Source organism: Frankia sp. R82 (genome assembly GCF_023716925.1).
Classification (GTDB): domain Bacteria; phylum Actinomycetota; class Actinomycetes; order Frankiales; family Frankiaceae; genus Frankia.
This window is the reverse complement of sequence record NZ_JAMQQG010000283.1, coordinates 16,029-36,007: the sequence shown is the minus strand read 5'-3', so window position 1 is coordinate 36,007 and position 19,979 is coordinate 16,029. Positions and strand designations below refer to the sequence as shown.

The following is a 19,979-nucleotide window of genomic DNA, read 5'->3' as shown; positions in this document are numbered from 1 at the left end:
TGTCTAGAGCGGTTGCGGGATGCGTGACGGTCGAAGCTATTCGACCGCTCTAGACAAGTTCCGGTAGCGTCACTGTCCATGACGGACAGTGCGGGCAGCGGCGACGAACGAGCCCTCTACCTGCGGATCGCCGATGACATCCGCACCAAGATCGTCGACGGACGGATAGCCGCAGGCGAACGGGTGGGATCAGACAGCACCCTCGCCGCGGAGTGGCGCACCACCAGGCCGACCGTCCGTCAGGCACTCGACGTGCTGCGCGCGGAAGGATGGATCGTCCGCCAACCCGGACGGGGCACCTTCGCACGCCGCCGACCGGCGGTTTCCGTCCAGTGGGCGACCGACCGCTACCAGCGGGACTCAAGCGGGCCGACGTCGCCGTTCGCCCGTGACGCTGCCAAGGTCAAGGCCACCGCCGACTGGCGGTACATCACCCGCAGGGAACGCGCCGAACCCGACATTGCGGCGCGGCTCGGCATCGAAGCCGGTGATCATGTGATGAGGACGGAGTACGTCTTCCTCGCGAACGGTCAACCAACGCAAAGTTCCGTGAGCTGGGAGCCGTTCGCCCTGGTCGGCGGCACAGCCATCGAGGAACCTGAAGGCAGTGACGGCCCGGTGGGGGTCGTCGCCCGATTCGACACGATCGGCGTGCACATCGACGCGGTGACGGAGATCGTGCGGGCCCGCCCGGCGTTGGATGCCGAACGGCAGGCCCTCGGCCTGTCATCCGGTTCGTGGGTGCAGGTCGTCGAACGCGCCCACCTGGCCGGCGAGCGGCCGGTAGAAACGGCGGACATCGTCCGCCCCGCCGAGGACGCGGCCCGCGGCTACCGAATCCCGATCGGCGGCGCTTAGATGACGCACCCGGCTACGTTTACTGCGAGTAATCGAGCGCCGATGGTCCCAGCACCCTGACGGATACATCGGCCTACGTCGCCCCTAGGCTGCCTCCTCTACCAGCATCCCAGGGGGGCAATCATGGACGACCAGGATCTAACGCCAGAGCAGACACCGCCGCAGCCGCCACGGCGCCGATGGGTGCGACGCCATCCGTGGAAGACAGCCATCTCCGCGGTGGTCATCCTCTTCGTCCTGCTACTTGTGATCGGCGCGCTGTCGTCGTCATCGTCGTCGAAGAACACCCCGACCGCGGCAGGCCGGACAGGCACCGCATCGCCGGCCGTCACAGTCACACCATCGGCTACGGCAGCATCCTCCGCGGCCACTGCGGCGACCACAGCAGAACACCTTCCCGGGATCGGCGCCACGAAAGCCGACTGGAATGCCAGCCATGTAATGGACACCCATGGCACGACCGTTCCCGGCTGTTGCTTCAACCCGATCCCATCCCTGTCGAAGACTGCCGGGGAGAACGTCGACGCCTACTACACCGTGAACTACGCCGGAAACCGAGTGATCAGCTACAGCATGCGATTCGTGCCGATCTCGATTGACACGGCGAACGCCCGTGTCCTCGCTGAACTGCCGGGGGACGCCCGGACGGCGTGGACCCGAACCTTGGGCACCTGCCGGCAGTCGGAGTTCGTCAGCCCGACCCTCGCGCGCCTACTCGGTCCGGCACCGGTCGGCGATACGACCGGTGGTGTCTTCGTCGAGTTCGATAGCGACGAGCACAACGGCGGCCAGTCGGTCTACGACCCGGCCGAAGTGGACACGGCGCTCCTTTCGCTCGTCTCGTATCCGAAGGCGAGCGACGGCCCGGAGTGCTGAGAAATCAGATCTAACCGGCAGGCAGAAGGCCCCCACGAACTCGCGGGGGCCTTCTGCATCGGCAGGGAGATGCGGAACCCATCATCATCCGCTCCGACGGCACCCTGATCTGCGGGGAACGCCGACTACGCGCCCACCGCATGGCCCACGGCGACGCGCTGATCCCCACCCTCGTCGCCTCCCACCTTGCCGACGCCCTCGCTGGACTCCGCGCCGAACAGGCAGAGAACGTCTACAGGAAGGAGATGGAGCTGTCCGAACTCATGTCCCTCGGGAAGGCGTTGGAAGAGTTGGAAGCGCCGAAGGCCCGAGAGAGGCAACAGGAGGGCAGGCGTCGAGGCGCCGCCGTCACCAACAGGCAAGATCAAAGCGGTCTCCCCTCAGGAGCGGGGAGACCGGACGCTCGGGAGATGCCAGCCCGAGGGGATCGGCGTTCGCGAGAGACGGCGGCGGTGGTCGCCCGTGAGCTGGGTCTGACACCGACGACCTACGAGCGTCTTCGGAGTGTCTACCGGGCCGCGGAGGACCCGGCCCGCGGCTACCGGATTCTAATCGGCCCGGCAGCCGCACCGGCGCAGTCTGACTAGACGGTGACCTGCGGCTTCCCACGCAGTACACCCAGACGTTCACGATCCGGCCTGTCAGACGGCAGCGGTGGCCTTTGCGACCTCGCTGATCAACTTATCCAGGTCGCGGGCGAGACTCGCCGGGATGCGGCGTGCGGTGGCCACGTGGAACGCCCGCAGGTAAGGCATCAGGGCAAGCAGAGCCCCGCGGGTCTGCCAGAACGCGGCCGGGCTACTCGTCTGGCGGGCGCGTCCCAGGACGTAACGCAGGCTGACGACCTTGTCGGCGGCCAGAGCTGCGGCCACCGGGTCGGATAGCCGATGCAGCCGGCGTATGGCTGCGGTCGGGTCGCGGGGGTAGAGGTCCATCGCGGCGTGTTCGCCGTGGATGAGCCACATCATGACCAGCGTGGAAATGCCACACCGATCGCCAACGGCGGCGGCCACCTCGTCGGGATGGCGGTAGTCGGGCACGTCGTGCAGCAGGACCGCGGCGAGCAGTGCGTCCGGTACCGGCATGTGCTGGCCGAGGGTGAGCGCGACCCGGACGGCGTGGCCGAGCGCGGGGGCGTTGTCGATCACATGGCCGGCGCACCAGTCACGGGCGAGGTCGAGCGCGGCCGTGACTAGCACCGAGCGGGGCCGGGTGAGTACCGACCGTCGGGTCGGGTCGGGTGGTGGCGATGATGGGCTGGTGGGGTTCGGCGAGGGCATGGGACGTCCCTGGGATGAGGATGATCTGTGTGCGGTCTGCCCGGCGCAGGTCCACGACCCGGGCCGGTTCGACATCGTCGACGGGCCGACAGCGGGCGGCCGGTACGACGCCTCCACCGGCTACCGGCGGGACCTGGTGAGCGGAGTGCCGGTGTGCATTCACCCTGGCAAGATCGGTTTTCGTCCGGGCCGGTATGCCTCGGCAGGTGAACGCTGGCCCGATCTGGTCGAGCTCGGGCCGGATCCTGGTCCGATGCCGCAGGACCCGGCGAGCCTTGCTCGGTGGATGACGGCACGGGTCCGCCATGCTGGTGCCGACGAGGCGGAGACAGTGCTTGCTGATGCGGAACGGGAGGCGGCCCGCAGCTTCCCGGCGGACATCGTTGTCGCCGCGCTGCGGGCCGCGCTCGCTGGGCTGTGACGTCAGCGGCCGAAGGTGAAGAAATGCGACCGGCCGCCGGCCTGCACCCCGATCGACTCGTAGTGCTCGAACAGGATGCCCAGACGACGCGCCGTCTCCGCCTTCGCCAGCCAGTAGCGGCGCGGCGGCTCACCCCAGCCGGCCGCCCGGTACACCTGGTCGGTGTAGCCCTCGGCGTCGTAGCCGAACCGTTCGTTGTCGGTGGAGTGGATGAACGTCACCGACAGATCGGCCTGGATCCGGGACAGGACCGTGAACTGGGCGGTCAGAGCGTGCACCATCTCGTCGACCGGTGCGGCCACGTCCAGCTCGGCGGCCTGTTCGTCGCCGGTCAGCTCGTAGACGGCGGCTTTCATCGCCATGGTCCGTAGCGCCTCGACGAACAGGTTCGGCCCGTCGGCGTCCAGGTCCCACTCTGCGACCTGCGGGTAGCCGGTGAACGTGGCCCAGCACTCGGGGTAGGCCAGGGTGCTCGTGCGCAGCCGGTCGAACAGCGGGTTCGCCTCGATCGAGTCGAGGATGACCGCGGCCCGCTCACCGGCAGCGTGCGGGCTGGGCAGGTTGACCGTAGCGGTCGCGCCTGCGTTCTCGTGGTTCATGCGGGATGCCTCCTGCGGATGGGTGAGTACCGGCCGGGTCGGTGTGCGGCGGGGCCGGCGGATGGGAGTTGGCGGAAGGGGCCGTGGGGGTGCGGGCCCCTTCCCGCCTCGGGCCGTCGGGGCCCGAATGCGGCGGGCGCCGGCACTGGGGGCGTGGCTGGCGTGTTTCCCGCCGTGCACGACTCATGACACAGCGCGTGACAGGTCCCGGTAAGGGTGCGATCGTCGTGCCCAGGGGTGGGGCATGATGTCCCACCCGTCGTGTTCCGCTGGCCGAGGGGAACCGCTGTGCACGCTGACCCTGTGGACGACCTCCGCCAGCGCCTCGCCGCCCGGTTCCGCGAGCTGCAACGGGCCCACGGCCTGTCGGGCAAGCAGATCGAGGCCCGCACCCACTACGACCGCAAGAACGTCTCCGCCGTGCGCAACAGCGGCCGGCTTCCCGCCCGCCACGTCCTGGCTGCCTACGACGCGCTGTTCGGCTGCGGCAGCGAACTCACCGACCTCGGTGACCGGATCCGCGCCGCTGACCAAGCCGCACGCCTCCGCGGCCTGTCCGCCCGCGCCGCCGGCCCCAACACCCCCAGCCCACCCGAGGCAGAAGCCGTCGGAGCGGACCGGCGGGAGTTCGTCGAGCTCGGTGCGCTCACCCTCGCCGCGGGACTGGCCGGTGAGGTGTCCCGCCGGGTCGCCTCGGCTGACCCGGACCCGCTCACCCTTGACGAACTCGACGAACGCCTCGACCAGATCGGCGCCAGCTACACCAGCACCCCCCACGCCGCGTTGACACCACTGATCGTCGGCGGCTGGCGCGACGCCGAACGCCTCCTCGACAGCCGACTGTCCGCCCGGGTCCGCACCCGGGTCACCACCATGGCCGGCCTGTTCGCCTTCTACGGCGGCCGGCTCGCGTTCAACCTCGGCGACGACACCGCCGCCCGCCGCTTCGCCTCCCTGGCCGAGCTGTACTCCCGCGACGTCGACGACCCCCTGCTCTCCGGCTCAGTCGCCACCCTGAAGACCTCGATCGCTTACTACACCGGCCGCCACGCCGCCGCCGCCGACATCGCCGGACAGGCCCGCGCTGGCGCCCACCCCTACCTCCGCGCCCGCCTCGCCGCCTACGAAGCCCGCGCCCGCGCCGCCGCCGGCCAGCACGACCAGGCCCGCCAGGCACTACGCGACATGCAGGACGCCGTGTGGCTCGGCGAGCCGATGGTCGGCACCGAAACGTTCGGCGAGGAACTCATCCACTGCTTCCTCGCTGTCGTCTCCGGCCGCCTCGGCGACGGCGAACACGCCGAACCCCACGCCCACCGCTCCCTGGCCATCCTCCAGGCGACCGGCGGCGGCTACGAAGACATCGGCGGCACCTACAACGCCCTCGCCCAAGCCTTCCTCCGCCGCACCCATCCGGACCCCGAACAGGCCGCCGACGCCGCCTCCCGCGCCCTGGCCGTCCTCGACGGCCGGCCCACCCGCACCGTCATCCAACGATCCGGGCAGATCTGGCAGGAACTCGGCGCACGCTGGGAAAACCAACGCGCCGTCCTCGACCTCGGCGAACAACTCCAGGCCCACCGGCGCGCCCTCCCGGCAGGAAGCAGCAGCGCATGACCCTCGACCACGGCCAGCCCGACCCCCACGGCGTCCCGACCCTGCTCACCCCACGGCTGGTGTTACGCGGCTGGCGGGCCAGCGACGTCCCCGACTACTTCGCCATCGTGTCCGCACCCGGCATGGACGACCACACCCCCCAGCCCAAGACCGAGGCCGCCGCCTGGTCCCAGACCGCCTTCCAGATCGGACACTGGGCGTTACGCGGCTACGGCATGTGGGCCGTCGAAGACCGGACCACCGGACAGCTCCTCGGCCGCGCCGGGCTCTACGAGGCCCTCGGCTGGCCCGGCTGCGAAGTCGCCTGGACCATCCGCCGCGAACGCTGGGGCCAGGGCCTCGCCACCGAAGCAGGACGGGCCGCCGTCGAGTTCGCCTTCGATGTACTCAAACGCGATGACCTGATCTCCATCATGACCGCCGACCACGCCGCCTCGATCAAAGTCGCCACCCGGCTCGGCCTCACCTACGACCGCACCGAGACGATCCAGGGAGGCGCGTACTCGATCTACACAATCGACCAAGCACAGTGGCAGGCATCGGCCGACGGCGAGCCGGCCTGAACCAGGGATCATGTGCCCTGGCAGGGTTTTCCCGCCCATCGGCAGACAGCGAGCCGGCGAGTAGTGTCCGGCCGCATGCAGATGGTCAGGATCGCGGGGGCCTGCATCGCTCTGTTCCTCGCCGCCTCATGCGGCAGCGGCGAGGACTCGCGCTCGACGGCAGAGCCGACAGCACCGCTCTCAGCATCCCACTCGCCCAGCCCGTCCCAGGACGACATAGCCGTCCGGTTCGTTTCCGGCCTGACGACCACCACCCTCAAAGGGCAGCAGGACACGGTGCCGCTCACCTCGCCGGGTTCGGCGGCACGGGCGTACATCAACTACCTCGTGGCCTTCACAGACGCGGAGACGTCGGCCGGTCACACGCTGCCGGCCGGCCGGTTCACGAGCCAAGGGAAGCCAGGGACGCTGACCGAGTGCGACAACGTCCCCGAAGATCCGCATCCGTGCGCCGAGTTCTCGAACTTCCACCTCGACGGCCACGGGCTCATCTCCACCTTCGACATCGACGGCCAGCCAGTCCGCACGGTCGTTGCCGTCGGCGGCCCGGCGCAGACCGCCAGTGGCGTCACAGTCCAGCCGATGGGCGCCTACTCGGACACAGGCAACGCCACTGTCGTCGTTGCCTACAAGGTGACGAACGAGACCTCGGGCACCGTCACGATGGCCTACAACGCGGCTGAGATGGTCTCAGGCGGTTCACAGCACGACACGGTGGGCGGCACCGGCCCGAACACGCTGCCGCCGTCGGTGAGCGGCATGTTCCTCGCCCAGTTCAGTGCCCAGGACCCGATGGGCACGTTCCAGGTCGAAGCCGACTACCAGGCCAACGGCGGGGGATCACTGGCGCATTTCACGGTCAAGCTGATCTCCCCGGCCTGACCGGGCGAAGGGGCACGTGAAGGCCACTTCCTGACCGGGGCGCAGGCGGCCATCCTCAATGGCATGGACGAGCGGGCCCACGAACAGATCGGCCCAGCGATCGTTCTGCGCTGCAAGGTGCATCGGCGTCCACGAAGGCGGGCTGGGACGGTACTGACGTTCCGGCCACCACCGCCTCGAAGCGAGTGCCCGAACTGCCATGTGGTCAACGCCCCCGACGAACCCCGATAGGCGCGAAGGTCAGGATCCGCCCCCTACACCCTGCTGCAACATCTGGTCGAGGGTGGCAAGGGCGTCGGCGACACCGCGGCGCACCGCCCGTTCAGTGGCAGCCGGGTCCGTGGAACCGCGGGCGTCGACTGCGACGTGGAACGTGTTCGTCGTCCCACCGCGGGTCGTCGCGGTGCTCATCCCCGCCAGCTGCGAGCCCTTCCACACGTACTCGGTTTCACCGGACAGGTTGTAGCCGAGAGTCCCCGTCGGCCAGGCTTTCCCGCCGCCGGTGTCGTAGCCACCGGGCCGGCCCCAGGCGGACAGGCTGCCGTAGCGGGCATCGGTGTACTTGATCGACGCATACACGTTCGCCATCGGATCCGTCGACACCCCGTACGAGAACGGCCCGGTGTTGCGGTACGGGCCGGCATAGGCAGCGAACGTCGAATTGATCAGCTGCATCAGGCCGACGGAGGGATGCCCTGCCGTCCAGTTCGAGTCCCACCGGTTGACCGCATTGGGATCACCACCGGACTCCTGGTTCATCCGTTGCAGGCCGAGGGACAGCCACGACGCGCTCTGCCCTGCCTGCGCAAGCGCCGCGGTCATCACCGGCGCCCACCGGGCGGCACCCCCAGCGGACGCGGCAGCCTGCGCCGCAGCGGCCTGGTCCGTTTTGTCCTGGCCGCGCAGCAGGTTGACGATCGCGTCCATGGGGGACTCGGCGAGCCGGCCAGCCGCGCCCTTCCAGTCCTCACCGGTACCCAGCGTCGAGGCGACGATGGCGCGGATCGGGGTGAACGCGGTCTGCGCGGCATCGGCCAGCGCGCCACGTACCCAGTGCACAGCGGTACCGATCACGTCGATAGTGCCCTCACCGAGGGCTTTTAGGGTGCCGAGCGGGTCAGTGACCGCATCCGCGATTGCGCCGAGGACCCCACCGCCGGGAATACCGCCTCCGGCCATCGCGGCCCCCGGGGCTTGGGTGCCCCCGCCGAACAGCCGGCGCAACGCGAACATTGCTTTCTGCCCGCCGGCCGCGGCGACTTCGGCGGCGGTCCACACGTGTTCACCGGGCATGAGCAGGGCAGGTACAGAGTCGCGGCCAGCCCGGCCGCCGGTGATAGGGCCGCCTTCGGCGAACTGACTGACTGGTTCCATTTTGCTTTCGTGGACGATCGGAGCGAAGGCGTTCCACACGGGGAGGATGCCTTTGTTGAAGACGGGGCTGATCAGGAAGTTGATGGGGGCTTTGAAAATGTCTTTCAGCCCGTCCCACGCACCCTTGATCCACCCGGTGGCGGTTTTCACGGAATTCGTAATATCGTTTTTGATCCGCTCGAACCAGCCGGTAACGTCTTTCCACAGATTCGACGCGGTCGTCGACATCTCATGCCACAGGCTCACGAACGGCGCTGACGTCTCATGCCAGATGCGGCCTGCCAAGCCCGTCGCATCCCGCCACAAGTTCGAGAGCGCGGAGACTACCTCGTGCCACAAGCTAGATACAGCGGTCGACGCCTCATGCCACAAAGATTCGATCGGAGACGCCACATCATGCCAGATACGGCCCGCCAAGTTAACGGCCTCATGCCACAGCGACGTGATAGCCCCAGCCACATCGTGCCAGATACGCGAACCAAGGTTCGACGCATCTCGCCATAGCGAAGTAAAGGCATCCGCTACGTCATGCCAAAGCCGAGTTGCAATGCCCGCCACCTCACGGCCCGCCGAGCTGAAAGCGTTTGCCACCTCATGCCATGCTTTAGTCGCAATGTCGGCGATACTGCGGCCAAGCGAAGTGAACGCCCCGGCGACATCCCGCCAGATCCGGGAGGCGATATCGGACACCTCATGCCACATGGACGAGAACGCCCCGGCGACGTCATGCCACATTCTGGACATGAACCCGGACACAGCCTCCCAGCCGGCCTTGAAAAGACCGGTGATGCGACTCCAGTTGTTGACAATCAGAACGATGAGGAGGCCGGTGACCCCGGTGGCGATCACGAGGATCAGCCGCCAATGCCGTTCGAAAAAGTCGACCACGGCATTTACTGCGGCCATGACGCCGTTTTTCACATCATCGAAGATCCGAACGATGAAGTTTTTCACGTCCGTGAAAATCCGGACGGTGAAATCGTAGATCTGCCGCCAATATTTCGCGACCAGCACCGGGATCAGCAGCAGCCCACCGGACATGACGATCGCAATCAGCGGAGCCCATTTCTTCACGAAATCCAAGGCCACGCCAAGCCAATGCTTCACATCGTCATACATGCGGGAGAAGAACCGGCCCACCGACTTCGTTGCGTCCTCGACTCCGTGGAAAGCCGAGGACAGCCCGCGGCCCACCGACTTACCCGCATCCACCACCGCACGGAACGCCTTGTCCACGGCATGCCACACGGACTCGCCCGCGTTGACCACCGCGTGGAAAGCGTCGACCAGCCCATGCCAGATCGTCTCTGACATGTGCGCAACCCACATCGCGGCGTCTTTCAACGCCCGGCCGACAGCATTGACCGCATCGCGGAACCACCCGACGTGGCGATAGGCCAGGATCGCACCGGCGACCAGCGCAGCGATCGCTATCACCACGAGCATCACGGGGTTGGCATCCAACGCCGTGTCGAGGAGCCAGGTCGCGGCGGCCATCACCTTCTCCGCCGCCGCAGCCGCCAGCATCGCAATCTTGTAGGCGGTGAAGGCCCCGGCGATCCCGTAGACCAGATCTCGGGCCAGACTGCCATGATCCGAAATTTCCTTGAGCACATCGGCGATCACATGGATACCGACAGCTACGACCCCGGCAGCGGCCTTCCCAATGTTCTTCAGCGCCGGTTCGATCTCCACGAAAATTTTCTTCGCAGAATCGGCAGCCTTGTAGACGTCACCGAGGACCTTCGTAAGCTTCTGCATGTCCGGTGACTGCACCGGAACCGGCCCGCCCGAGGACCGAGCCTTGTTCGCCGCGCCAACAGCATCGATGCCCCTCGACACGGCACCGACCGCCTTCGAGCCGAAGCTAGCAAGTGATCCTTGGGCACCCCGAGTGGACTCACCGACCTTGACGAGAAGGGCATCGAACGATCCGCGGAGCGTCGCGAGCTTCTGAGACGTCGTCTGCTGCGTGTCTGACCACGCCTTGTCGAACTGCGCAGCACTGGACATCCCACCTGTTTCCAGCTGCGTGTACTTGCCCTGCAACCGGTCCATCTGCGACAACAAAGTCATGATCGCCGAGGATGATTTGCCGCCGCCGAACGCCCGGCTGATCACCGCAGCCTGATCGGTAGCGGACATCCCCGACGCCTCAAGATGCCCCTTCAAATCCTGCAAAGCGACCAGGAGCCCGTTCGGTTTACGCATATCGTTACCGAGCTGAGTTGATCCGACCCCGATCGAAGCCAACGCTTTCTGCGCGGTCAGCGATGGGGCTCCCAGCAGCGAGAACGTCATCCGCAGCCGGGTCGCCGCTTCCTGCGCGGGGATCGCGTTGTCGGTCAGCGTCGCCATGCTCGCGCCGACGTCCTGCATGGACAGGCCGAACGTTGCCGCCGTCGGCACAATCCCCGACGACATTGACGAGGCAAGGTCTTCCATGCGGGTATCACCCACACCGACGATCTTGTTGAGGAGGCCCATGGCGTCCGCTGCGCCGTTCACACCTTTGATATGGCTGGCTTCGACGGCGATCGACGCCTGCACCGTCTTCTCCAGATCGGCATGGCCGATCTTCGCTTCCTTCGCCGCCGCAGTCAGAAGGTCCAACGCCTCGGACCCACGGAAACCCGCAGACTCCAAGTGATACAGACCCTCCGCCAGCCCGGTCGGCCCGATCCCGACGCTTTGCGCAAGGTTGAGAACAGCCGGTGACATTTCGGCGATCTCGGCACTGGTAGCGCCAGCTTGAGTCCCGAGCTTCGCCATCTCGGCCTCAAACTCGTTGGCCTTCTTCGTGCCTTCGTAGATCGCCCCGGCGACCCCGGCAACCCCGAACAGCGCGCCCAGCTTCGTTGCTTCCAACGCGAAGCTTTTGACGCTACCGAGCATCCCACCGAACGCGCCGGAAGCCGTCGCCCCCACCGTGCCAAGGCGACTTCCGAACGAAGCCACCGACGACTCGGCATCCTTCAACCCATCCCGTGCTGCGGTCGCCGCAAGCCGGGTCCGACCCAAGCCGCCTTCCAGTTTCCCCGCGTCCTCACCGGCCGAAGCTAGTTTCCCGCCGGTACCCGCCGCTGCAAGGCCGGCCGCGCCCAACTCGCTGGCGGCACTCGCCGCGCTCTTCTCCGCAATCGCGAACTGCCCGGCGGTGCCGGCTGCGGCCAGGCCCACACCATCGAGTTGCTTGCCGATCTGGGTCCCGATGTCCCCGAACTTTTTCAGAACTGGGACGATCACAATCTCGGCGGTTCCGACCACTGCCATCGTTCAAACCGCCTGGGACGGCGGGTCTACGAACCGGACGACCAGCTGACCGTCGTCGTTCACCGCATGCACCGGAACACGGCCTGCGGCTGTCTGGTCGGCTTCCAACGCGAGCATGCGGACGATGTCAGCGACCGTGCCCTCAGAGAGCGGTGGCGCCGCCTCATAGGCATCTACGAGGCCCCCGAGGAACCGGCCGGGCGACCAATGGTCCCGGGCGTCGGCAAGGTACTGGTCAACCTCTGGCGGGGTCGCGAAGAAGTAGGTGCCATCCGGCTTGGCAACCGCGTAGGGGGTGAACGCATCGAGGCGGGAGTCGTCGTCGCGGATGCTGCGTTCTATGCGGTCGGCGATCCGATGAAGTTTGACTGCGTCCGGGGCAGTGAGGGGCCCAGGGTGATTGTCGTGCCAGACAGGTTGGGAGATCGTCTCGGCGATGTTCCGCAACGTCGCAGCGAGCTGGGCGGGGGTGATGACAGGCATCGGGGGGACCGGCTTTCGGGCGCGCCAAAGGGGATTGGCGTGCACGCTGGCGGGTTCACCACCGGGGCGGCCTGACGACAGCTACGCAGTCGGAGCCAAGCTGATTGTACCGTCCACGGACTTTCCGGGTGCGTCGACAGGCCGAGGCGAAGCCGTTGGATGGTCTTGGTGTGAGTGTCAAGTTCATCCGTGACGTGATCGCAGATGACAATGACCTGCTGGACCTGCTGGACCTGCTGGACAAGGCGACGCAGGGGCGGCATGGCGGAGACCGCAGGTCGGACGAGGCAGTAACCAACGTTGATAATATCAACGTTGGTCGTCCTGGTGGCACGAGTCAAGAGCAGGCTCTGCGCCGTCTCCGCAAGGAGATGGAGCTGTCCGAACTCATGTCCCTCGGCAGGGCACTCGAAGCACTGGAAACCCCGAAAGCCCGCGAGCGTCAGGGCGCACGGACTGATCTACGGTCAACCTCAGCATCACCTGATGCGGAAGTCGACCGTAGCTCTCGTCCTGGCAAGGTCTCGGCGATCGTTGCGAAGGAGCTGGGCCTGTCCTCGGCCACCTACGAACGGCTCCGCGCCGTGTACAAGGCAGCTACCGATCCGGCGGGGATCCGAGCTGCACCAGACCCTTGCCGCGGGCACGGCTGTTCCTGGAACTGCTAGATCGCCACGTTCTTCAGCGCGTTGTTCTTCCACAGATCGGTCTGCCGGGTGTACCGGTCCAACGCGTTCGAGGTGGGATTCCACCGGCCTTGTTCGGCGATCGCGGCGCGGGTGGCACCCGCATCAGCTGCCGACGTCGCCGCACCCGACCGCAAGCTGTGCGCGGACAGCGTCTCCCCCAAGCCCGCAGCGTCACCCAGCCGCTTCACGATCCGGTCAATCGACTGCCCGCCGAGCCGGCCGCCGACCTTCCCATGCCGGTCGATCTGCCGCAGCAACGGGCCGTCGGTGATGCCCTGTTCAGCGAGGTGGGCGAGCCAAGTCCTCACGGCGACCACGGGGCAGCCGTCGTCTGTCCGGCCAGCCGGGATCACCGTTTCCCGGCCCGCGGCGGCCTGGTCGGTCTTGCTGCGGCCGATGCGGACCACCAGCCCCCTGTCTTTGCTGGCCGGACCCTTGTCGTCGCTGGCGACAGTGATGTCGCTGATGTCGAGCCGGGACAGTTCGCTCCGCCTCGCCATCAGGCCGAAGCCCAGCAGTAGCAGCACCCGGTCACGCAGGCCCTGCGGAGTATCCGGGTCGCAGGTGTCGATCATGGCGCGGATGGTCCGTGCGATGGCGGCCGGGGCCTGGCGGTCGCGGACACCGGCGTCAACCCGGTCACGGCGGTAGGCGCGGATCAGCCGCCGGGCGTATCGGGTGTCGGGCAGCTCTGCGTCATCCTCCCGGTGCATGGTCCGGATGACGGACAGGGCAACGTCGATGGATCCGGGGGCCTTCCCCTCTTTGATCAGATGGCGGGCGTACTCGGCCAGGGCGTCGCCGGTTGTGGGGAGGAAGGGCCAACCTTCCCGTTCGCACCATGCGCGGAAGTTCGCGGACTGAGTGCGGTATGACCGGGCGGTGTTCTCGGGTACCGAGGCGATCACCTCTGCCCGGGTCTCGTCGCTCATCCTTCGGTGGGAGTCGACTGGGACAACCGATTGACCTTGCTCGACGGCAACCAGAGTCACGACCGAACTCCCTTGATCCAAATCGGATTTCTGAGTACCGATTATAAGTGAAATCGGTACCTGAGGGCTAGACCGCGGGCTACCGGGGGAACCCGCAGCCGACCACGTTGCCCCCTGCAACCCTCTCGGGCAACCACGGCGCGCATCACGGCAAGCGCCTCCAGTGGCCCGGAAACGGCTGAGGCCGCCAGGCCCAGATCGGACCGGCGGCCTCGGCGGCACCACCACAACATCACGGATCATCAACCCGCCCGGCGGACGGCCCGCAGGCGACCAGCGCCGGACGGCGACACGACACGAGCCACGCTTCAACATCAGCCGCCGACACGAACACGCGGGCGCCGATGACCCACGTCGGGATCCGACGGTCATCCGTCAGCCGGCGGGCCAACCTCAAGCTGATCACCGGCCAGCGGGCAGGCACCTCGGCACGCGGGACCAGGTCATCCGGCACCACCTGGTCGCCGCTCATGACCGTTCCCCCCGATGCTCCCGGAGGACCTCCCACCACGCCCGTGCGGACGCCGCTGCCAGCACCGGACCGGGCGGGATGCCGTCGTAGGCCAGGAGCGCGGCGAACGCCGCGAGCATCTCCTCGAACGTCTCATCACATCGGGCGGCGACCACCGGAACCCGCCGGGATCCTTCCTGTGCCCGCAGCGCCCGGCAGCGTTCCACCGCGAACAGTGCGCGGGCATGCAACTCGCCACGGTCCGGCCCGGCCGACACGGCGTCGACGGCGGCCTCAAGCGTGGCCAGCTCGGCGAACGCGCCGTTCGTCGCCTCCCGGGCAGCGCCCAGAATGGTGGGGCTGGCACCGGCCTGGGCGTGCGCGACGAACCGGGCTTCGGCGACCAGCGCCCTTCGGCGGGCCACTGCCAGCCCGCCGGGAACCGCCCGGCTCATGCCACACCACCGATCGCCGGACGGTCCGCGTTCCCACCGTCGAGGCGGGCCAGGGCCCGACCGACCGCGCCGATCACCTGCGGGCTGTTCGGATCCAACCCAAGTTCTGCGGCCAGGTCCGCGGCAACCATCTCGGCCACGTCGAGCGCCCGATCCTGGTACGCCTCGTGAAGATCTGTCATCGCGGTTTCCACGCCTGCCCGTACTGCGGCTTCGGCTGCGCGGACCAGGTGTTGGCGCTGGGCAAGGTGAAGGCTTACCAAGGGGGCGGGCGCCGGGTGCAGGCCGGCGGTGTCGACCAGGACCGGGCCGCCGTCCTCGGTGACGGTTCGGTCGATCTCGGCCTCGATGATCGCGATGATCCCCGCGCTCCGGCCTATCTCATCCCGGAGGACTTCCAGCGGGCGGACGGGCAGGATCTGACCGAACCTGCGGAACTGATCTTCGACGTGTTCCCGGGCTGCCGCAGCCCGGCCGGATGGGGCGTTCCCGCCATGCCTGCGGCACCGGCCGGTACCCACATGGCCGGTTCCTTTCCCGGCCCACTCGCGGCAGAGGCCGCCGGCGGGTCCCTGCCGCTTCTGCGCGTTGCACCGGCCCGGGATCGGCGCGGTCGGGCCGTCGTGTTCGTTGGTGCTGTTCGCATCATTCATGATCATCCCTGCCTGCCTTTCGCTACTTTTAGTGACGGTATTCACGGAAAGGTGCCGGAGGACCCGAATCCTCCGGCATTCCATCACTCTCCGTGTCAACGTTTGGTGCGTTGCGGCAGCGTCTTCGCTGGGGGAACCGGCGGCTTCGTCGCCACCCTCCGGACCGCGGACCCCTGGCCCCTGGTGGCGGCGGGCGTCTTCCCCACGGCCGGTGGCTTCGCCTTGACGGCGGCCTTCGAGCTGGCCGTGGCCTTCGGGTTGGCCGTGGTCTTCGCACGGGCAGCATCAGCGGTGAACTGCCGGCCCTGCGCGACGGCCACGGCGAGCCGAGCCCGAAGACGGGCGGCGCGCTGCCGGCGGGCAGCCTGCGCGTAGGCGCTGTTCACCTGCGGCTTCCTGGCCGTGGCCGTGGTGGTGCGCCGTGGCGGAGTGGGAGGTGTCGCGGGCATGTGTGCTTCTCCTTCGTGAACGTGCTGGTGAACGTGGCTGGCTGGTCTTCAGATCGCCGCTTGATCACCTGCCTCAAGACCCGCGGCGATCCGCCGCAGCAACGACGCGGCCTCCAGCGGATCGGCGCCAGGCGAGATCGTCAGCGAAGCGATCGCCGACGGCGGCGGCGGGCCTGCCGCAGCCACCGGGGGCAGCGGAATCCGCGTGCCGGCCACCATCACCGCCCCGTCGTGGTCGACGCGGAGTCGCGTGCCGGCCGGGCCGACGACCGCCAGGGCCAGGGCGAGAAGCGCGCAGTTCCTGGCCCGGACGACCTCTGCGATGACCGTGCCGGCTTGTGCGCGCAGGACGTCGCCGTGGTCGGGATGATCGGCGGCGAGTGTGACCAGGGACGCGGCATGATCGGCGGCGAGCTCCCACCATTCGTCGACGGCGGCGAGGCGGGGCACACCGTCCGGGGCGTAGTTCAACCCGCCGTAAAGGGATTCCTTGACGCCGACGATCTGGTAGCCGCCGGGTACGAGCAGGGCTTCCCGAAGGCGCGCGGTCCGCTGACGGTAGGCGGCATGGTCGTTTTGCACTCGGGTGGCGAGGTCGTCGGGGAGGGTGGCGAGCGGGTCTTCGGTCGGAGTGGTGGCCATCGGTGATTCCTCTTGGAGGGGCGGGTTGGTGGGTTCGCTGCGGCGGCGCATCAGCTGGTGGTTCCGGGACGGTCGGCGAGTAGGGCGAGCAAGGTGTTTCCGTGGCATGGCTGGCCTAGCTCGCAGGCACAGGCCAGGTCGTAGCCGCCGAGGTCGGGCAGGTCGATGAGGACCCGGGCGCGGTCGTAGCGGCCGATGAGCCAGGGGCCTTCACCGTTCAGCCAGTCGCGGTGGCGTTCGACGGCGCCGGCCTGGCCGTGTTCGGCGACGGTGAACGGGTTACCCCACCGGGATGGCCGGGTGATCTTTTTGGTGAGAGCGGGCAGTGGCTGTCCTCGGCGGAGCTGGACGCGCTTCGCTTCGGTCCACGGCCGTGGCGATTCCAGTGCGGCCAGGCCGGGGTGGCCGTAGCGGGTGAAGTACTCGGTGGCGAGTTCGTGGTGTTCGATCATGGGATGCTTGCTCCTGGTGTTTGATGGCCGGTCAGGGGGCGCCGAGGCGGTCACCTCGGCGCCGCACGTTCGTTCCGGGGTCAGGCGCCAGCCGAGGTGACCACCCGGCTGGTGGTGGGCGTGGCTGACAGGCACAGGGCGCCGTACCGGGTCTGGCCGGGCGTTGGGCTGGTGAACGATCCGGCGCGGACCGTTTCGACGGCGGCGAGCAGATCAGCGGCGTGGGTGGACGAATGCCACTGGTCCCGGTCCCCGACGAGCCGGTCGGCGTGGGTCTCGTAGCCGTCGATCGTGACGTTGATTACGGGGCCGTTCTTCTTGGAGTTGCTAGCCCGGACGGACAGTCGGATGTCGGCTGGGAGGGTGCCGGCCTCCTGTGCCTTGCCGAGTTCGCGGCGGACATGGTCGCCGGCCTGTTTGAGGGTCATTCCCATCGCGTGCTCCTTGGTGATCTGGTTGATGTCGGTCTGCTCGCCGGGGCCTGGTGGTGCCCGGCCGCTCTGTCCGTCGGTGGGGGTGAGCCGGGCGAGTTTGGTCCGGTGGCGCTGGGTGTTGCCGTAGGTTCGTGCGGCCCGGCGGGCGGTGAAGTGGACGCGGCGGGCGTCTGCGCGTTGCTGGGCGGCGCGGATCCGGCCGGTGACGTTGGCGGTGGTCTGCTCTGCGAGGACAGCCCGATCCGCATCGGTGATCGTCACCCGCTATCACGTGGGGAGTCGGTCATGGCGCGGCCCGATCAGTTCGCCATGTCGACGAACCGGGCGTAATGACCTTGAAAGGCAACAGTGATCGTGCCCTTCGGGCCGCCGCGGTTCTTCTCGACGATCAGGTCGGCCTCGCCGGCGCGGGCCGAGTTCGGGTCGTGGGCATCCTCCCGATAGATCATGATCACCATGTCGGCGTCTTGCTCGATCGACCCGGAGTCCCGCAGGTCGGAAAGCTGCGGGCGCTTGTCGGCGCGCTGCTCGGAGGCCCGGTTGAGCTGCGAGAGAGCGATCACGGGCACGTCGAGCTCGATGGCCAGCAGCTTCAGCTCGCGTGATAGGGCGCTTACTTCTTGCTGCCGGTTCTCGCCCTTCTTCGCAGTCACTAGAAGCTGCAGGTAGTCCACGATGAGTAGCGACAGGCCGTCGCGACGCTGCTGCCGTCGGGCACGGGTCCGGATTGCGGCCACCCCCGCGTTGGGGGCTGTGTCGATGAACAGCGGCGCGTCGGTGGTCTCGCCCATGCGACGGGCCACCCGCAGCCAGTCGTCATCGGTGAGATTGCCGGTTTCGAGGTTGTGATGCGAAACGCGGGCTTCGGCAGCCCACACCCTTTGGTCGAGTTCCCCCCGGCTCATTTCCAGCGAGACGAACAGGACCGGATGGTTGTGCTTGATCGCCGCGGCGCGGGCGATGTCCAACGCCAACATCGACTTCCCGACGCCGGGCCGGGCGGCAATCACGATCATCTGCCCGCGTTTGAACCCGCCGGTCAGCTCGTCGAGGTCGGCGAAGCCGGTGGGGATTCCCCGCAGGCCCGCCTTGTCCCTCCCTCGGGACTCCAGCTCTTCGAGGAAGCTGTTCGCGGTCGCACCGATCGAGGTTGGCACGTCCCCGTTGTCAGCGGCGCTCAGGGCTGCGTGAAGCTGCCGGTCTGCGTCTTCGGCGGCGCCGGCCGCGGTTCCGGCTGCGGTACGGCCGATCTGCGCGATGCTGCTGCCGGCTTCCAGGAGACGGCGAAAGAGCGCCTTCTCGGCGACGATCCGGGCGTAGTAGCCGCTGTTGGCCACGGTCGGGACTGCTTCGACCAGGGTGTGCAGGTAGCCGGGGCCGCCGACCCGGTCCAGCTCCCCGCGGCGGGAAAGCTCGGCGGCAACAGCGATCACGTCGACCGGCTCACCACGGTTGTACAGATTGACGATCGTGTCGTAGATCGTTTGGTGGGCGGGCCGGTAAAAATCGTGGCCGCTGCGCACGATCTCGGCGACGTCGCCGACGGCGTCTTTCGACATCGTCATCGCGCCGAGGGTGGCCTGTTCGGCGTTGAGGTCGCGCGGCGGAACATGGTCAAGATCGTTGTTGCTCACGCGGTTCTCCCTGTGGTGAGGGGATGGCAGTCCGGGCAGGGGATGCCACCGGGCATGCCGCTGTCGGTCCGGAAGCGGATGTTGGTTCTGGCGGCGGGGTTGCCGCCTCCACAGCAGCCGCACCAGCGGGGTGCCGAAGCCGGCTGGCCGGTCTGGGCGGTCTGCTGGTCGGCGACGATCTGTGCCAGGTCGCCGTTGGCCGCGATCTTGCGCCACCATCCCGGGCTGCGATCGGGGTAGGTGTTTTTGATCTTTTCGACGGTCTCTCTCTCGTCTCCTGCCGACACGAGACCGGTCTCGCGGACGAGCTGAGCCGAGACGTCGACGAAAGAGAGAGGGGTTTGAGGGGAGAGAGGGGTGGGGGTCACCTGTTGGATGACCCTTTCGCCTCCAGTAGGTGACCCATTAGCACCTGTTGGATGACCCATTCTCGCGATTGGGTCCTCTGGCGGGTGACCCTTTGCGGACTGATCGTCTTTCGATTGGGTCCTCTGCCGGGTGACCCTTTCGGCGTGATCCTCGTTCGTGGATTGGGTCATCTCGTGGGTGGCCCTTTCCGGATGGGTGCAACGGCCCTTCCTGCCGTCGTGCGGACGCTTGGCCTCAGGGCAGAGGTGCCGGATCTTGTACACGGCCCACTGGCCCGGATGGCCGCGCATCTCGCGCCCGTCGTCGCGGACGGCGTACTCCAGCACCTTCTTGGCCATCAGCGCGCCGATCGCGTTCCGCCACGCCTTCGCTGTCTTCCCGCCTGCGCGGTCACGGATCCAGTCCTCGTGGACCGGGCCGAAGGTCTCCCGAGAGTTGTCGTTGGCGTTCTCGGCGAGGACCAGCAGATCGTGGCATTGGCCGACGGTGAGCTCAAAGTCGCGGTAGTGGTCGAGGACCTCGACCATGATTTT

21 protein-coding genes are annotated in these 19,979 nt (G+C 67.7%); 7 read left to right on the top strand and 14 right to left on the bottom strand.

Going from position 1 to position 19,979, the window contains the following annotated elements:
* Positions 1-78: 78 nt before the first annotated feature.
* The gene (locus ND747_RS21165) at positions 79-858 is read left to right on the top strand and encodes a GntR family transcriptional regulator (RefSeq protein WP_251735694.1); all 780 of its coding nucleotides are present in this window, start codon (positions 79-81) and stop codon (positions 856-858) included.
* A gap of 246 nt (positions 859-1,104) precedes the next feature.
* Positions 1,105-1,734 (top strand): hypothetical protein, encoded by a 630-nt coding sequence (locus tag ND747_RS21160; RefSeq protein WP_251735693.1) that lies wholly within the window; start codon positions 1,105-1,107, stop codon positions 1,732-1,734.
* Between the two features lie 641 nt (positions 1,735-2,375).
* On the opposite strand, the gene ND747_RS21155 is transcribed toward ND747_RS21160, so the two are convergent.
* Positions 2,376-3,014: a hypothetical protein gene (locus ND747_RS21155; RefSeq protein ID WP_251735692.1), complete on the bottom strand. Its 639-nt coding sequence runs from the start codon at positions 3,012-3,014 to the stop codon at positions 2,376-2,378.
* On the opposite strand from ND747_RS21155, the gene ND747_RS21150 reads away from it, so the two are divergent.
* Positions 2,995-3,435, top strand: a complete 441-nt coding sequence (locus tag ND747_RS21150) for a hypothetical protein (RefSeq protein WP_251735691.1) — start codon at positions 2,995-2,997, stop codon at positions 3,433-3,435. The genes ND747_RS21155 and ND747_RS21150 overlap by 20 nt on opposite strands.
* A 2-nt stretch (positions 3,436-3,437) precedes the next feature.
* On the opposite strand, the gene ND747_RS21145 is transcribed toward ND747_RS21150, so the two are convergent.
* The gene (locus ND747_RS21145; RefSeq protein WP_251735690.1) at positions 3,438-4,034 is read right to left on the bottom strand and encodes a hypothetical protein; all 597 of its coding nucleotides are present in this window, start codon (positions 4,032-4,034) and stop codon (positions 3,438-3,440) included.
* Positions 4,035-4,322: 288 nt separating this feature from the next.
* Between ND747_RS21145 and ND747_RS21140 the strand changes: the two genes are divergently transcribed.
* From ND747_RS21140 to ND747_RS21130, 3 genes are all read left to right on the top strand, one after another.
* Positions 4,323-5,651, top strand: coding sequence for a DNA-binding protein (locus ND747_RS21140; protein ID WP_251735689.1), 1,329 nt, complete (start codon positions 4,323-4,325; stop codon positions 5,649-5,651).
* Positions 5,648-6,214, top strand: a complete 567-nt coding sequence (locus ND747_RS21135; protein WP_251735688.1) for a GNAT family N-acetyltransferase — start codon at positions 5,648-5,650, stop codon at positions 6,212-6,214. The genes ND747_RS21140 and ND747_RS21135 overlap by 4 nt, the downstream gene beginning before the upstream one ends.
* 75 nt (positions 6,215-6,289) lie before the next feature.
* Positions 6,290-7,096 carry a hypothetical protein gene (locus ND747_RS21130; RefSeq protein WP_251735687.1) on the top strand — a complete coding sequence of 269 codons (807 nt, stop codon included), beginning with the start codon at positions 6,290-6,292 and terminating at the stop codon, positions 7,094-7,096.
* Positions 7,097-7,336: 240 nt separating this feature from the next.
* On the opposite strand, the gene ND747_RS21125 is transcribed toward ND747_RS21130, so the two are convergent.
* Positions 7,337-11,743, bottom strand: coding sequence for a phage tail tape measure protein (locus ND747_RS21125; protein WP_251735686.1), 4,407 nt, complete (start codon positions 11,741-11,743; stop codon positions 7,337-7,339).
* 3 nt (positions 11,744-11,746) lie between these two features.
* Positions 11,747-12,226: a hypothetical protein gene (locus ND747_RS21120; RefSeq protein ID WP_251735685.1), complete on the bottom strand. Its 480-nt coding sequence runs from the start codon at positions 12,224-12,226 to the stop codon at positions 11,747-11,749.
* A gap of 170 nt (positions 12,227-12,396) precedes the next feature.
* On the opposite strand from ND747_RS21120, the gene ND747_RS21115 reads away from it, so the two are divergent.
* Positions 12,397-12,894, top strand: a complete 498-nt coding sequence (locus ND747_RS21115; protein ID WP_251735684.1) for a hypothetical protein — start codon at positions 12,397-12,399, stop codon at positions 12,892-12,894.
* Here ND747_RS21115 and ND747_RS21110 read toward each other — a convergent pair.
* From ND747_RS21110 to ND747_RS21065, 10 genes are all read right to left on the bottom strand, one after another.
* A complete protein-coding gene (locus ND747_RS21110) occupies positions 12,891-13,847 on the bottom strand; it encodes a tyrosine-type recombinase/integrase (RefSeq protein WP_251735683.1) in 957 nt (318 codons plus the stop codon). The two genes, ND747_RS21115 and ND747_RS21110, sit on opposite strands and share 4 nt — an antisense overlap.
* Positions 13,848-14,139: 292 nt before the next feature.
* Complete coding sequence (locus tag ND747_RS21105) at positions 14,140-14,379, bottom strand: hypothetical protein (protein ID WP_251735682.1); 240 nt, start codon at positions 14,377-14,379, stop codon at positions 14,140-14,142.
* The gene (locus ND747_RS21100) at positions 14,376-14,813 is read right to left on the bottom strand and encodes a hypothetical protein (protein ID WP_251735681.1); all 438 of its coding nucleotides are present in this window, start codon (positions 14,811-14,813) and stop codon (positions 14,376-14,378) included. Before ND747_RS21100 ends, ND747_RS21105 begins: the two co-directional genes overlap by 4 nt.
* Positions 14,810-15,466, bottom strand: coding sequence for a hypothetical protein (locus ND747_RS21095; RefSeq protein WP_251735680.1), 657 nt, complete (start codon positions 15,464-15,466; stop codon positions 14,810-14,812). The genes ND747_RS21100 and ND747_RS21095 overlap by 4 nt, the downstream gene beginning before the upstream one ends.
* Positions 15,467-15,561: 95 nt before the next feature.
* Positions 15,562-15,915 (bottom strand): hypothetical protein, encoded by a 354-nt coding sequence (locus ND747_RS21090; protein WP_251735679.1) that lies wholly within the window; start codon positions 15,913-15,915, stop codon positions 15,562-15,564.
* A 48-nt stretch (positions 15,916-15,963) separates the two neighbouring features.
* On the bottom strand, positions 15,964-16,557 hold the full coding sequence (locus ND747_RS21085; RefSeq protein WP_251735678.1) for a hypothetical protein: 594 nt from the start codon (positions 16,555-16,557) through the stop codon (positions 15,964-15,966).
* 50 nt (positions 16,558-16,607) lie between these two features.
* Positions 16,608-17,009 carry a DUF4326 domain-containing protein gene (locus tag ND747_RS21080; RefSeq protein WP_251735677.1) on the bottom strand — a complete coding sequence of 134 codons (402 nt, stop codon included), beginning with the start codon at positions 17,007-17,009 and terminating at the stop codon, positions 16,608-16,610.
* A gap of 80 nt (positions 17,010-17,089) precedes the next feature.
* Entirely contained in the window at positions 17,090-17,704 is a 615-nt protein-coding gene (locus ND747_RS21075; protein ID WP_251735676.1) for a hypothetical protein, read from the bottom strand.
* Positions 17,705-17,742: 38 nt separating this feature from the next.
* Positions 17,743-19,077 carry a replicative DNA helicase gene (gene dnaB, locus ND747_RS21070; RefSeq protein ID WP_251735674.1) on the bottom strand — a complete coding sequence of 445 codons (1,335 nt, stop codon included), beginning with the start codon at positions 19,075-19,077 and terminating at the stop codon, positions 17,743-17,745.
* Positions 19,074-19,973: a hypothetical protein gene (locus ND747_RS21065; RefSeq protein WP_251735673.1), complete on the bottom strand. Its 900-nt coding sequence runs from the start codon at positions 19,971-19,973 to the stop codon at positions 19,074-19,076. The genes dnaB and ND747_RS21065 overlap by 4 nt, the downstream gene beginning before the upstream one ends.
* Between the last annotated feature and the right edge of the window lie 6 nt (positions 19,974-19,979).

Excerpts from the sequence above, each read along its gene's own strand:
- ND747_RS21145 (WP_251735690.1), bottom strand. The coding sequence starts at position 4,034 with ATGAACCACGAGAACGCAGGCGCGACCGCTACGGTCAACCTGCCCAGC.
- ND747_RS21105 (WP_251735682.1), bottom strand. The coding sequence starts at position 14,379 with ATGAGCGGCGACCAGGTGGTGCCGGATGACCTGGTCCCGCGTGCCGAG.
- ND747_RS21080 (WP_251735677.1), bottom strand. The coding sequence starts at position 17,009 with ATGATCGAACACCACGAACTCGCCACCGAGTACTTCACCCGCTACGGC.
- ND747_RS21135 (WP_251735688.1), top strand. The coding sequence starts at position 5,648 with ATGACCCTCGACCACGGCCAGCCCGACCCCCACGGCGTCCCGACCCTG.
- ND747_RS21065 (WP_251735673.1), bottom strand. The coding sequence starts at position 19,973 with ATGGTCGAGGTCCTCGACCACTACCGCGACTTTGAGCTCACCGTCGGC.
- ND747_RS21130 (WP_251735687.1), top strand. The coding sequence starts at position 6,290 with ATGCAGATGGTCAGGATCGCGGGGGCCTGCATCGCTCTGTTCCTCGCC.
- ND747_RS21100 (WP_251735681.1), bottom strand. The coding sequence starts at position 14,813 with ATGAGCCGGGCGGTTCCCGGCGGGCTGGCAGTGGCCCGCCGAAGGGCG.
- ND747_RS21085 (WP_251735678.1), bottom strand. The coding sequence starts at position 16,557 with ATGGCCACCACTCCGACCGAAGACCCGCTCGCCACCCTCCCCGACGAC.
- ND747_RS21125 (WP_251735686.1), bottom strand. The coding sequence starts at position 11,743 with ATGGCAGTGGTCGGAACCGCCGAGATTGTGATCGTCCCAGTTCTGAAA.
- ND747_RS21165 (WP_251735694.1), top strand. The coding sequence starts at position 79 with ATGACGGACAGTGCGGGCAGCGGCGACGAACGAGCCCTCTACCTGCGG.
- ND747_RS21155 (WP_251735692.1), bottom strand. The coding sequence starts at position 3,014 with ATGCCCTCGCCGAACCCCACCAGCCCATCATCGCCACCACCCGACCCG.
- ND747_RS21110 (WP_251735683.1), bottom strand. The coding sequence starts at position 13,847 with ATGAGCGACGAGACCCGGGCAGAGGTGATCGCCTCGGTACCCGAGAAC.
- ND747_RS21095 (WP_251735680.1), bottom strand. The coding sequence starts at position 15,466 with ATGAATGATGCGAACAGCACCAACGAACACGACGGCCCGACCGCGCCG.
- ND747_RS21090 (WP_251735679.1), bottom strand. The coding sequence starts at position 15,915 with ATGCCCGCGACACCTCCCACTCCGCCACGGCGCACCACCACGGCCACG.
- ND747_RS21120 (WP_251735685.1), bottom strand. The coding sequence starts at position 12,226 with ATGCCTGTCATCACCCCCGCCCAGCTCGCTGCGACGTTGCGGAACATC.